This window comes from Novosphingobium guangzhouense (genome assembly GCF_002896965.1).
Lineage (GTDB): Bacteria > Pseudomonadota > Alphaproteobacteria > Sphingomonadales > Sphingomonadaceae > Novosphingobium > Novosphingobium guangzhouense.
The window spans coordinates 1-12,714 of record NZ_LYMM01000036.1 but is presented as its reverse complement, the minus strand read 5'-3'; the positions used below and the strand labels follow the sequence as shown (position 1 = coordinate 12,714).

The 12,714-nt window shown below is 62.7% G+C and carries 8 protein-coding genes; 3 read left to right on the top strand and 5 right to left on the bottom strand.

Going from position 1 to position 12,714, the window contains the following annotated elements:
- Positions 1-43: 43 nt before the first annotated feature.
- Together A8V01_RS13200 and A8V01_RS13195 are read right to left on the bottom strand one after the other, a co-directional pair.
- Positions 44-2,968 (bottom strand): glycosyl hydrolase 115 family protein, encoded by a 2,925-nt coding sequence (locus tag A8V01_RS13200; RefSeq protein ID WP_103096303.1) that lies wholly within the window; start codon positions 2,966-2,968, stop codon positions 44-46.
- Between the two features lie 49 nt (positions 2,969-3,017).
- The gene (locus A8V01_RS13195; protein ID WP_170065920.1) at positions 3,018-5,807 is read right to left on the bottom strand and encodes a TonB-dependent receptor; all 2,790 of its coding nucleotides are present in this window, start codon (positions 5,805-5,807) and stop codon (positions 3,018-3,020) included.
- Between the two features lie 252 nt (positions 5,808-6,059).
- Here A8V01_RS13195 and A8V01_RS13190 point away from each other — a divergent pair, with 252 nt between their 5' ends.
- Positions 6,060-6,803, top strand: coding sequence for a FadR/GntR family transcriptional regulator (locus tag A8V01_RS13190; RefSeq protein ID WP_103096301.1), 744 nt, complete (start codon positions 6,060-6,062; stop codon positions 6,801-6,803).
- A gap of 59 nt (positions 6,804-6,862) precedes the next feature.
- Positions 6,863-8,392 (top strand): glycoside hydrolase family 32 protein, encoded by a 1,530-nt coding sequence (locus A8V01_RS13185; protein WP_245892489.1) that lies wholly within the window; start codon positions 6,863-6,865, stop codon positions 8,390-8,392.
- Positions 8,393-8,448: 56 nt separating this feature from the next.
- Here A8V01_RS13185 and A8V01_RS28615 read toward each other — a convergent pair whose 3' ends face one another.
- On the bottom strand, positions 8,449-10,179 hold the full coding sequence (locus A8V01_RS28615) for a transferrin-binding protein-like solute binding protein (RefSeq protein ID WP_170065919.1): 1,731 nt from the start codon (positions 10,177-10,179) through the stop codon (positions 8,449-8,451).
- Between the two features lie 142 nt (positions 10,180-10,321).
- Entirely contained in the window at positions 10,322-11,224 is a 903-nt protein-coding gene (locus tag A8V01_RS13175; RefSeq protein WP_103096300.1) for a LysR substrate-binding domain-containing protein, read from the bottom strand.
- Between the two features lie 97 nt (positions 11,225-11,321).
- Here A8V01_RS13175 and A8V01_RS13170 point away from each other — a divergent pair, with 97 nt between their 5' ends.
- Entirely contained in the window at positions 11,322-12,191 is an 870-nt protein-coding gene (locus A8V01_RS13170; RefSeq protein WP_103096299.1) for an oxidoreductase, read from the top strand.
- 46 nt (positions 12,192-12,237) lie between these two features.
- Here A8V01_RS13170 and A8V01_RS13165 read toward each other — a convergent pair.
- Positions 12,238-12,714: PfkB family carbohydrate kinase (locus tag A8V01_RS13165; protein WP_245892486.1), on the bottom strand; the 477-nt coding region annotated here is incomplete at its 5' end.

Here is a 12,714-nt window from a genome sequence, read left to right as displayed (position 1 = left end):
TCTGGATGCGGATTGATGGGAAAGGGGAAACTCGGCGGACGGATCAGCGGGCGATGGTTTCCGGCGGGGCCATGTAGGATTTGCGCAGCCCACCCAGATCGAGCACGATGGAATCCATCACGAGGCCAGGGTCCATCGCAAAGATGCGCAGGCTGTGTGCACCCGGCTTGTCCAGCTGCCACTCGGTCGTCGTCACCGTGGTTGCCCGCTGGACGGCGTCGTCCCAGTCCTTGTTGGCTTCGATGTCCACCACCTTTGCGGGCGCACCATCGATCGACACGGCATAGCGAAGCTTGTGTTCGCCGTTCAGCGGGAACGTAGGCACGAAGCCCAGACGCAGCCGCGCTGCGCCGCTGCCCTGCGTGATGAAGCGATATTCCGCATAAGGGGCAGAGGCGGCGTCATTGCTGCTGGCGGTTCCGGCCCCGCTTTCAAGAGCATGGCCGCTGCGGCCCAGTCCGGGGACATGACGCCACCCGCTGCCACCACGGTTGTATAGCTTGGAATAGTGATGAGGCTCGATCGCCACGATCGCGTTGTCCTCCACCAGAGTACCGGCGCGCGCCGTCATGGGATCGGCGGTCAGGGATACCATCTGTTGCGATCCCATTCCCGCCACAGTGACGTTGCCTTCGGCACGTTGTCCACCCAGGCGGCCCCAGTCTATCGAGATCCACAGCCTCACGTCGCCGCCGGGGCGCACGTCGGAGCGATCGACGCGGATCCAGGGCTCCGACGCTGTGACGGTGAAATCCAGTGCCTGCGCGCCGGTTGAGAACACGTCGATGAAATGGCGCTGGTCAGTCGCGCGCACGAAAGTGGGCAGTCGGTCGCGCGGCGCGTTGTCGTTGCGCCAGGGCTTCATGCGGAGCCCGTAATCGGCTTGCGGGGTCGCGGGTGAGGACACCAGCGCATCGACTGAGCCTTCAACGGCGACGCCAAGCCCCGAAGCTTCGGCAGGCTGCACCCTGCCGACGGGCGGAGCGCTGAAGACCGATTGATAGCGCGGGGCGTCGTCCATGAAACGGGTCCACTTCCCGTCGCCGATCGCGTTGTAGGTGGCCGTGGCGGCCTTGACGTCGCGGAAGGCCGCGATGGCTGCGTCCGCCTGCAGGTTCGCGCTGGCGCGTCCCTGCCAAGCGTAGAGGAAACTGCGGTCCGCGCGCAGGATCTTCTCGTTCATTTTTGCTGCGCCGTGGATTGGATATTGCACCAGCTGGAAAAATCCGTCGCGCAGGTTCTCGGGCAGGGCGTCGGCAATGCGGGATGCCTGCGCATCAAGCGCGAGATAGCCGCGCATCCGGCGCTCCGCCTCGTCTCCGTAGGCAACCGGTGACATGTCGGTGCCCTCTATGCCGAGTTCCTCGTCGTTGTATCCCATGTGCTCGGGCTTTCGCGCGTAGCTCAGACGATAATATTCGCCGAGCAGCGTGGCCACCGCATCGGCCTGTTCCTTGCCGAATGTCCGCGTGGCCCATTGCCTGAGCCAGTCGTGTTGGGTCAGCTTGCTGGTGCCGTCGAAATCGTAGGCAAGATCCAGAAAGTATTCGGTGCCCTTTTCGCCGGGCTTGATGTCACCCACGTTGAGCATCCACATCGCGCGCGCATTCGTGGCATAGGCCTTGCGCATTTCTTCGCCGATCAGCGCGGGGGGCGTGCTGTCCAGCCAGAGGTAGTCGTTGGGCTTGCCCCAGTAGGAGATGTGATAATAGACGCCCCCGCCACCGGCGCGCTTCTGCTCGGCGTCGGTGGACAGTTGCCGGATATAGCCGTGATTGTCGTCCACCCAGCCCAGAATGGCATCCTGCGGCACTTTCATGCCCTTGCGGTAAACGTCCAGCACTTCCTTGTAGGGCACGAAGACCTGCGGCACGGTGGCGGGATCGCGGTTCAGTTCGTTGCGGAAAAGCTGCCGCTGGTCGGCGACCACCTTCTCCAGCAGCGCCACGCCGTCCGCTTCATGACCGGCAACGATCGCGCTGTCATGCAGGCCGCGCATGCCGATGGTATAGAGGTTTTCGTAATTCCCGTTGGCTTTTACCCGTTCGCGCCAGTATTCCAGCACGGCAGGCCCGTTGGTGTCATAATTGTATTCGCCCCGCTGTGTGTGGTTCCATTCTCCCACGTTGTTGCGAAGCATCGGTTCCGCGTGACTGGCACCCATGACGATCGCATAGTCGTCCGCGACCTTTGCGTTGCGCGCGTCGAGGTTGAACGCCACCGTAACCTTGTGCATCGCCGGCCACAGCAGGTTGCCGCGAAGACGCAGCAGAAGCTCGCAGACGCGGGCGTAAGTGTCGGGGCCGATCGTTCCGGTCGGGTCGTGCTCTTCAGCCCATGGCCGGATCGACCAGTCTTCGTCGTTGATGAAGAATCCGCGATACTTCACGGAAGGAGACTTGTGTTCGATCCGGTCTATGGGCAGCGTGATCGTATCCTGATGCGCCGGCTTGAGGTCTGCCCACCATGTCCAGGGTGATACCCCGATCATGCGTGAGAGTTCGAAGATGCCATAAGCGGTGCCGCGCCGATCCGCTCCGACAACCACCAGCGCGCGGCCAACGCCGGAAATTCCCCCTTTGATATCTGCGATCACATATCCTTCGGGCTGTTGCCGGAGGGCAGTGGCGGAGAGCTTCCCCTGTGCCACCAGTTGATCGATGACGGCCGACTGGCCAAGCGTGCCCGCGATAATGGCAACATCACCGGCGGGCGTGGTTGTACGGACCCCCGGAAGAACCCCGCTGACAGCCTCCACGTCTTTCGCGAAGGCTTTCGCGGCGATGGTAACGACGGCGGCGTCGTTGCCGTCGACATAGATCGTCGGCGTTCGCCCTGCCGCTACCAGCGGGAACCCGGCAGCCGTCCGCGCCTGCGCAACGGGTGCGACGAGGGCGGGCAGGCCCACACCGAGGCCGATCAAGGACACCCCGATCAGATACCCGCCCAATGTTGCGTGCGCCTTCATCAAATCTTCCCCTAATATCACTTGCTTGCGCCGGTCCGGCCTTCGAGCGTCAGAAGCCTACGCGCACCCCGGCCATCAGGATGCGGCCGGTGGTCTGGTAGCGTTCGGGCAGGCCATTGCTTTCATTCACGTAGGCATCGTCCGCCTGATCGGTCAGGTTGAGACCCTCCAGCGTCACCGCAAGGGCGGGCGTCACCTGGTATTGCGCCGACATGTCCAGGTTCAGCGTGCTGTCGCGGCCCGATAGTATGTTGCCATAGACCCCCGTGCCTTCGTTGTACGGTCCGCGATACGCCAGAGATCCGCGCAGGCTGAACTTGCTGTCTTCGTAATAGAGCGTGGCGTTATAGGACCACTTGGAAGACCCGAGGAACGACGTATCCACGGTGCCGGGGACAAGGGCAGGGAAGCTTGCCGCATTGGGGTCCGTGGCAGGGCTGAACACGCTGTAGGTGAAATCGGAATCGAGGTATGTCGCATTGCCGACGAAGCCGGTCTTCGAAAGCGGTCCGGGCAGGAACGTGAACGGCAGTTGCAGCCCCAGTTCCACGCCGCGCAAGGTGCCGCCCGGTCCGTTGACGGGCTGGCTGATAGACCAGGGGCGCCCTTCCAGATCGGTACCGGCCGGGGAGTTGGGGCGGATCAGAGACGTCGGCAACCCGGTTGATGCGTAAGTGCCGATGCGGGTTTCTCCGATCGGGAAGCTCGTCACCTTCTTGGCGAACAGCCCCACCGAGACGAGCGCGCCCGGTGCAAAGTACCATTCCGCGGCAATGTCGAAAGTCGTGGCGCGGGTCGGGTCGAGGTTTGGGTTGCCGAAGTTCACGCGATAATCGAAGTCGTCGAGGCTGCCGCCCGGCGTCAGGTCGCCCAGCGAGGGGCGCTTCATGACCTTCGCGATCGCACCGCGCAGCACGAGGCTTTCGGTCGGGAACAGGGCGACGTTGAACGAAGGCAGGAAATCGTCATAGGAACGGGAAACGGACACCGGCTGGCCGGCATTGATACCGCGCGAATGCTGCTGGGTGCGGACGTAACGCATCCCGGCGTTGGCCGCATAGCGCAGGCCGAACAGTTCGCTTTCGACATTGAACTGGAAGTACCCGGTCGTGGTCTTTTCCACCACACCGCGATCGGCGTTTGCGTTGGGGACGATGGGACGGTCATAGAAATTCAGTTCGTCGACGACGGCGCCTACGTCGGGCATCACGAAGGATGACGTGTTGCCGGTGGCGCCGGATCGGGGCAGGTCCCAGACATAGGCCAGCGAATCCGTCAGTTGATAGCCGGTCTGGCCCGGTGCACAGCCATAGGCCGCGCAGTACGTGCTTGAACGTCCGCCCTGCGTGCCGGAAAAGCCGAAGCGCCGCAGGGCGCCGCCGACCAGCAAGGTCACGTCGTCAGTCAGTTTCCACTCGGTATCAAGCTTCACCGTGCGGAATGTGTTGGTGGTGTACTGTTCGTCGTCGCGAATTTCAGTGACGACGTAATCTTCCGGATTTGTCGAATGGTCCGCGATCACCAGCGAAGGCGATTTGAGGTCGGTGAAGTCGTAAGTGTAGTTGCCGCGGGTCTTGCGATCAATGATCACCGTCGTCTGGTGCGGAGCCTTGCCGGTGGATTTCGAGAGCCCGCCGAACAGCGTCGCCTTGAAGCGGTCGGTGATTTCCTGCTCCAGCTTCGCCCCGATCTGGTAGAACTCCGTGGAAGACTGGTCCTGCCGGTGCTCCACACGCTGCTGCACGTTGCCCAGCGTGGCTGAAGTCATCGTGTTGGTTTCGGGGTCGATCATGTAGTCGATCAGGTCGATCTTGCGCTCTTCGCTGCGCAGCAGCACCTGCCCCCACTGCTCACTGTAGTCCTGGTTATACTTGGCGTAGAGGCCGTCGATGCTGATCTTGGTGCGGTCGGTCGGGGCGAACTGCAGGGCGCTGGTCACGCCCAGACGCTCCACGCCCAGCTTGATCGCACCATAACGCGGAATACGCGGGTGGTAGGACAGCGCGGCAGCGTCACAGCCCGGACTGGACACATAGCTGCCGCCGGTGCCGGGTGTCGTGTAGCAAGGAACGCCCTCTACCGAATTGAAGCGCGCCTGCTGCCAGCCAACCGTATGCATGCCCGCGCGCGTTGTCGTATATTTCGCGTAAGCGGCAGAGATCGACGCAGCCCAGCGACCGTCCGGGTCACGCCATGCAACAAGGCCGGAAATTCGTGGTCCGACGTTGTCGTTAAGGTCGTTGTACTGAACCTTGGCCGAGCCTGCTACCGTCAGGCCCGCCTTGTTGGACAGCGGGTTTCCGGTGTTCAGATCGACGACCGCACCCAGCGATCCTTCGTCCAGGCTTGCTTCGGCAGTCTTGTGCACGACGATCGAATTGAACAGGTCCGACGCGAAGACGTTGAAGTTGAAGCCGCGCCCGGTGTTGTCGGGCGTGGTGGCCACGGTCTCCATGCCGTTCAGGCGAACGCGGGTGAAGTCAGGGCCCAGACCGCGCACGGTGATCGAGCTGCCTTCACCATTGCTGCGCGAGATGGCCACGCCGGGAATGCGTTGGAGCGATTCCGCGAGGTTCTGGTCAGGGAAGTTGGCGATGTCCTGAGCGACGATGGCATCGACGGCGGATACGCTCTGCCTCTTCAGCGACAGGGCGCTGCGGATCGATTCCCTGAATCCGGTGACGATGATGTCGGCGTTTTCTTCGGGGGAGGGCGCAACTTCGTCCTGAGGAGCGGCGACCGGCGCGTCCTGCGCGTGAGCCGTGGCCGTCGCAAGGCAGAAGGTCGAAGCTGAAATGAGTGCGCCGCTGATTACATGGCGCCCGAATGCACGAGCCATAGGTTGCACCTCTCCTGAACCCATTCCTTGCCGGATTACCCAGCCAATTTCCGGAAAATGGATTGATCATTCGAAGCTACACATATGGCAACATTGATCAAGTGATTTATCTGATATATACAACTATATCATGGAAAGCAGAGGCTGGTCGGGGTCGAATGCATGACGAAAGCAGAAGGCGGCAGTGCGGAAAGGCTCGGCTTATTGGAAAGCGGAGGCCGCCGGGCGGCAGGTAAGTCGGCACATTTGGTAATGCCACAATCGGAAGCAGCGCACCCCAAGCTCTATGGTCGGGTAGCCCGTCAGATCGAGGAGCACATATCGGGCAGCGCCTATCCGGCCGGGGCCCGATTGCCGGGAGAACGCACCCTTGCCGCCCTGATCGGCGTCAGCCGCCCGACGATTCGCGAGGCGATGCTGGTTCTGGAGATGCAGGATCTGGTCGAGGTGCGGCGCGGCTCAGGCGTCTATGTGGCCGAGCGCGTGGCCCCGGCAAGGCTTGCGAGGAAAGCGGACGTAAGCGCATTCGAACTGATCGAGGCACGCCTGATGTTCGAGGGACAAGCGGCCGGTCTGGCGGCGCGGGTAATGTCAGACGGAATGCTTGACAGTCTGGAGGCCATTCTTGCGCGGATCGAGGGCAGGGCAGCGGCCGATGCGGAGGAACCGGCGCTGGATCGTCAGTTTCATCTGGCGATCGCGCGTGGAACCGGCAACGCGCTCATCGCCCGCACCATTGAGCACCTGTGGGATCTGCATGAGGGTTCGGTGCAATCCTGTCAGGCGTTCCGGGATGTCCGGCGCGATCCGCGTCCCGCTGAGTACCGGCGGGTTTATGAAGCATTGAGAAACAGGGACGGCATGCTGGCTCAATCGGCAATGCGGATGCATCTGGTAAGGCTTTCCGATGATTTTCTGGCCTTTGCCGAAATGGAACTGATCGCCAGCGCCCGCCGCCAGATCAGCGAAAAGCGGCGCCGGCTTGCTCCGGCGTGACGCATGACACATCGATCGCGCGGGTGCTTGCAGCCCGGCGACCAAGGGAGAGAATACCGATGCGTTTCCTTGCCATGCTGGCTTTTCTGGGCGGCTCTGCCCTAGTCCCCGTTGCGACCGTGCCTGCGCAGGCGGCCTGGCCGCAGGCGGACCCGCGCCCCGGCTTTCACTTTGCCCCACAGCGAAACTGGATGAATGATCCGAACGGGCTGGTGTACTACGAAGGCGAATATCACCTGTTTTTTCAGTATAACCCTCATGGCGACCGCTGGGGCCACATGAGCTGGGGTCATGCTGTCAGCCGCGACCTGATAAGCTGGAAGGAATTGCCGGTCGCCATCCCGGAATCCGACGTCATGGCGTTTTCCGGCAGTGCGGTGATCGATTGGAAGAACACGTCCGGCTTCGGGACGGGTGGCAAGCCCGCCATGGTCGCGATTTACACGGGTTTTGATCCGAAGACGCGCAATCAGTCTCAATACGTGGCTTACAGCAATGACCGTGGCCGCACTTTCACGCGTTTCGGCAAAGTGATCGATATCGGGTCAACCGAGTTCCGCGATCCCAAGGTATTCTGGCATGAGCCGACCCGCCGCTGGGTAATGGTCGTGGTCCGGGCCACCGACAAGGCGGCCTCGTTCTATTCCTCGCCCAACTTGCGGGAATGGACGCATGAGAGCGATTTCAGCCACCCTTCGTCCAGCCGCAGCATCAACTGGGAATGCCCTGAACTGTTCGAACTCCCTGTTCGCAATGGCGCTCGGGGAGAGAAGCGCTGGGTGCTGAGCGTCAGTCAGGGCGATGGCGGGCCGGATGGCGGATCGGCGGGGCAATGGTTCGTCGGCGCGTTTGACGGCCATCGTTTCAAGCTTGAGCCCAACTGGCCGGATACCCCCCGATGGACCGACGCCGGCGCGGATTTCTATGCCGCGCAATCGTGGAACGAGGCGCCCGACGGACGGCGTCTCTGGATCGGGTGGGCGACCAATTTGCGCTATGCCTCTGCCATTCCGACTTACCCTGCGCGCGGGTTGATGAGCGTGCCGCGCGCGTTAGCACTGCAGCGAGAGGGGCAGGATTGGCACCTTGCGCAGATGCCGGTACGTGAAATCGAACGTTATCGCACGAAGGTGCAGCGGCTCGTCGACGTGAAACTCGACAATGCTTCCAGGGCGCTCGATCCCGGTGACAGCTTCGATATGACGGTCACGATTGAAGACACTGATGCAGAGCGCATCACGTTCACTGCCAGCGACGCGCAAGGATATCAGACGGTCGTTGGCTATACGCCCGCAACGCGGGAGATATTCGTCGATCGCACGCGGTCCGGGCCGCATTTCCACGATGCCTTCGCGGCGCGCCATGTCGTCACCCTTCCACAAGGGAACGGCCCGGTGACGCTACGACTGCTTGTTGACCGTTCCATCCTTGAACTTTTTGCGGCGGACGGGACGCGCACGATCACCGATCGCTTCTTTCGCGCAGATGGCCCCTTGCGCTGGGAAGTGAGCGCCGAAGGCGGCAGCGCCACCATCCGTTCGCTGGATGTGTGGCGACTGGCTCAGCCGGACTCAATCAAGAGCCGCTGATAGGACGCCAGCCGAAGCATCCTCTCGTATCGGTGCGATACGAGAGGATGACTGGATTATTTGCGGATGGTCGCGATCACGCCGGAAATACCGACATTCTCGGGTGTGCCCCCGACAGTCGATGCGTTGACATAGAACGTGCCGGCCAGTTCCTGCGCATCCGGTCCGAAGAACTTGGCCGAAATGTCGCCCAGGTTTTCGGCTCCCTGGTTGATGTTGCCCTGCAGGCTGGAGCTCCGCGCCGTAATCTGGCCTGCCATGTCATAGTTGCCGAAGTTGGCCGCTGTGCCCGAAGCGCGCTCAGTGCCCGCCAGCGCCAGAGTGCCGCCAAAGGTCTGCGCGCCGAAGTCGACGTTGACGCGAGACGTCCCTGTCACGTCATAGCGTGCCGAGCTGGTGTAGCTGGTTCCGGTTCCATAAGCCACGCCTTCGTAGCTGGCCTTGCCGGTTCGCGCCGCCAGGAAGTTGGCTCCGGTGGTGAAGCCATAGGTGAAGTAGGAATCGCGCGTTGACACACCCGCGCCCGTCCCGGCCCAGTGTCCGAACGATGAATACGTCAGCGTCAGTTCGGCGTTCGTGGTGGCCGGCTTGTACAGTTCAAGCGTCGCCTGAACGGGGCCGTATCCGTTGTCCCCGGTCTTGGCATAAGTCGTGAAGTTGGGGTTCCGGCTCGCGATCTTGTCGTTGATTGTGAAGCGGCCGCCGACCATGGAGGAAGATCCCTGGAAATCGAAAGTTTCCGAGTTCAGCCAGTGCACGCTGCCGCTACCGTCGCCGCCAAGAGACGCTTCCTGCCCGGACATGAGCGCGGCGATCGTCTGGGCGTCCGGAGTCAGGCTTGCGTCACGCACGCCCACGAGAGATCCCACAGCGGCCATTCCCTGTGCGTTGGCGGTCTGGAAGGTCGCCCCCAGTTCCTCGCCGGCCGGACCGTAGAACCGGCCAGATATCGTGCCCGACGCCTGGCCACTGAGGCTGCCGTAAACTGCGGTTCCCGAAAACGTGCCGTCTCCCGAAGAGAGGCTGCCACCGGCGCGCAGTTCAAGGCTTCCGCCAGATGTGGTGGCGCCGCTCACCAGTCCATATTCGGTAGTGTTAGCCTGAGCGGTGAAGATGCCTTGCGTGAAATCGACGCTGAGTTTGCCGCTGCCCTGCATGGAGGCGGGTTCTTCGCCGGGCATGGTGACCAGCCCGAACATGTCGATTCCGTATGCGGCCGCGCCGCTGCGCGGGACGGCATTTGCCACCGTGGGCAGGCCGTAGGTGAAGCTTGAGAATTCTGTCGACTGGCGACCGTCGCTGACGGTGTTGCTCTGCCAGAAACCCATCGCGACATAGCGCCTGGCCGTATCCCCGGTGTAAGGCTGCTTCACCAGTGTCAGGTTTTCTCTGCTGGTTCCGTCCGATCGGCGGTAGACGGTGTCATAAGCATCCTGGGACACGATATCCGTGGTGCCGAACGACACGTTCCGCGCTTCGCTGACCAGCGTATACCCCTTGGTAGCGGCATCATACCGGATCGACAGGACCGCAGCCTTGCTGCTTCCTTCGATTGCGGTGCCGCTGGCCAGGTCCCAGGTCCCGGTCAGTTTCGCGGCATCGCTGGTGAAAGACTGGCTTACCTTCAGGTCGGTCATCGTCGAGTTGGCCGACGGAGTTGGGGTGGGGGCCGGAGTGGGGGCCGGAGTAGGGGCAGGCGTGCTGCCGACGCCGCCGGAACCGCCGCCCCCGCAGCCTGCAAGCCACAGCAAGGCGATGGCGCTTGCCGCGCAGTAACCGATTTTCATGTAACCCCCGCTTCGTAGTCGCGCATTGTCCATGTCTTGGAGGCCGCACAAAGGTCAAGTCACGATCGGCAATGGAGATTAAATTATTGAAACATTATTTTTATCCGGACGATGTCATGTTCGGCATTTGCAGAACATACGATCAAGCGGGCGGGGTGCGTGTGAAGTCGATGAACGCCCGGAGCGGCGGCGGAAGCTGACGCCTGCCGGAATAGTACAGCATCGGCCCGGAGAACGGCGCATCCCATTCGTCAAGTATGCGTTTCAGCGCTCCTGACTGCATCGCGGGGGCAAGCCAGTCTTCGAACAGACGCACGACGCCAAGGCCCGCTGCCGCGGCCTCTACCAGCAAGTCGCAGGCCGATCCGGGCTGGATCAGCAGAGGGCCGGGTGGGTCGATGCGGATCACTTCATCGCCACGCTCGAATTCCCAGGTCGCCCTTGCGCCGCTGGAGAAGCGCAAGCGCAGGCAGGCGTGGTCAAGGAGGTCGCGGGGATGGGCAGGGCGGCCATGGGCGGCGAGATAGGCAGGGGCCGCAGCCGTGATTATCCGCTGGGCACGCGGTCCGATTGGCACGGCAATCATGTCCTGCTCCAGCCGTTCTTCGTAACGGATGCCCGCATCGGCGCCAGAGGCAAGGATATCGACGAAGCTGTCTTCGACGGTCACCTCCACCCGGATCTGCGGATGGGCCCGCAGGAACGGTGGCAGGATGCCGGGAAGTACCGTCCGGGCAACATTCGCCGGGACGTTGAGGCGCAAGGTGCCGGCGGGCTGGTCCGTCTCGGCATGAACGGCGTCGAGAGCAGCTTCGATCTCCGCCAGCGCGGGGGACAGGCGTTCGAGCAGCCGCGTGCCTGCCTCCGTGGTCGAGATGCTGCGCGTGGTGCGGTGTAACAGGCGGATGCTCAGTCGCGTTTCCAGCCGGCGAAGTGCTTCGCTGAGGCCGGATGCGGAAACCCCCGATACCCGCGCAGCCTCCCGAAAACCGCCCGCGCGCGCCACGGTTACAAATGCCGAAATGTCGTCCAGCTCATTTGCCATTGTGCATGATTCCGTACAGCCTGTTCTGGAGTGCACGGCTTATCGATCGTTGGCAACAGGCGCATATGCGGATCGCACCTTCACAGGAGACTTGCGCATGACCGATCTTCCCCCCGCGAAGACTTTTCAACTTGGCGACCGTACCGTCAACCGGATGGGCTACGGCGCGATGCAGCTTGCTGGCCCCGGCGTGTTCGGACCGCCGCGCGATCGCGCCGCCGCGGTTGCCGTGCTGCGTGCCGCGGTAGAGGCCGGCGTCAACCATATCGACACAAGTGATTTTTACGGCCCGCACGTCACCAACCAGATCATCCGTGAAGCGCTGCACCCCTATGCCGATGATCTGGTCATCGTGACCAAGGTGGGCGCGGTTCGCGGCGACGATGCATCCTGGCTCCCGGCGCAGAGCGCGGCTCAGCTGACGCAGGCGGTGCATGACAATCTGCGCAATCTGGGTCTGGAGCAGCTGGACGTGGTCAATCTGCGGCTGATGGGCGATATCCACGTGCCCAGCGACGGCCCGCTGGAAGACCAGTTTTCCACGCTTGCAAGACTGCGTGAACAAGGCTTGATCCGCCATCTGGGCCTCAGCAACGTGACGCCCGTACAAGTGGCTGAAGCGCAAAAGATCGCACCCGTTGTCTGCGTGCAAAACCAGTACAATCTCGTCCACCGCGATGACGATGCCCTGGTGGATGCACTGGCGGCTCAGGGCATCGCATACGTGCCGTTCTTTCCGCTGGGCGGGTTCAGTCCGATCCAGTCGGACGGGCTTTCCCGGATCGCGGCAAGGCTTGGCGTCGGCCCGCTACAGCTTGCGCTGGCCTGGCTCCTTGCCCGCCAGCGCAACATGCTGCTGATACCGGGCACGTCGAGCGTTACACACCTTGCCGAAAATCTGGCCGCCGGGGATCTGCACCTGCCGCAGGATACCCTCGATGAACTGGACGCCGTAGTGGCCGCGTGACAGCCGCGGACTTGTGAAAGGAGCGCCCCGGATCGAAGCCGGGGCGTTACCTTCTTACGTCGCCGCCGCTGGCGGAGAAGGCGTTCAGTTCTTCGGGGCCGACGCGGCACATGTCGCCCGGCACGGTGTGCTTGAGCACGGTGTAGGCGAGCCCGGCCTGTGCGGTTTCGACCAGTCCGGCGCCCTCCAGCCACTTGTGCAGCACGCCGGCGGCAAAGGCATCGCCGGTGCCGATGCGGTCGACGATGCCGGTCACGTCCACTTCGCTGGTCTGGTGCGCACCATCACGCCCATCGAGGCGCGCGGCGATGCGGTGGTGGCCGGAATTGACCACGTGGCGCGCGGTGGAGGCGATCAGTTGCAGCTTGGGGAATGCCTCGAAGGCGGCCAGCGCGGCTTCGCGCCGACGGTCCGAACCATCGCCGGAAAATGCCTTGCCCAGCAGCAATGAGATATCGCGGTGATTGCCGATCATGACGGTCGCCGACTGCATGAGGTCGGTCAGGATCTCGCGCGGGTTGCT

Bases quoted from the DNA above. Each gene is read 5' to 3' on its own strand.
- A8V01_RS13200 (WP_103096303.1), bottom strand. From the start codon at position 2,968: ATGAAGGCGCACGCAACATTGGGCGGGTATCTGATCGGGGTGTCCTTG.
- A8V01_RS13195 (WP_170065920.1), bottom strand. From the start codon at position 5,807: ATGGCTCGTGCATTCGGGCGCCATGTAATCAGCGGCGCACTCATTTCA.
- A8V01_RS13190 (WP_103096301.1), top strand. From the start codon at position 6,060: ATGCCACAATCGGAAGCAGCGCACCCCAAGCTCTATGGTCGGGTAGCC.
- A8V01_RS13185 (WP_245892489.1), top strand. From the start codon at position 6,863: ATGCGTTTCCTTGCCATGCTGGCTTTTCTGGGCGGCTCTGCCCTAGTC.
- A8V01_RS28615 (WP_170065919.1), bottom strand. From the start codon at position 10,179: ATGAAAATCGGTTACTGCGCGGCAAGCGCCATCGCCTTGCTGTGGCTT.
- A8V01_RS13175 (WP_103096300.1), bottom strand. From the start codon at position 11,224: ATGGCAAATGAGCTGGACGACATTTCGGCATTTGTAACCGTGGCGCGC.
- A8V01_RS13170 (WP_103096299.1), top strand. From the start codon at position 11,322: ATGACCGATCTTCCCCCCGCGAAGACTTTTCAACTTGGCGACCGTACC.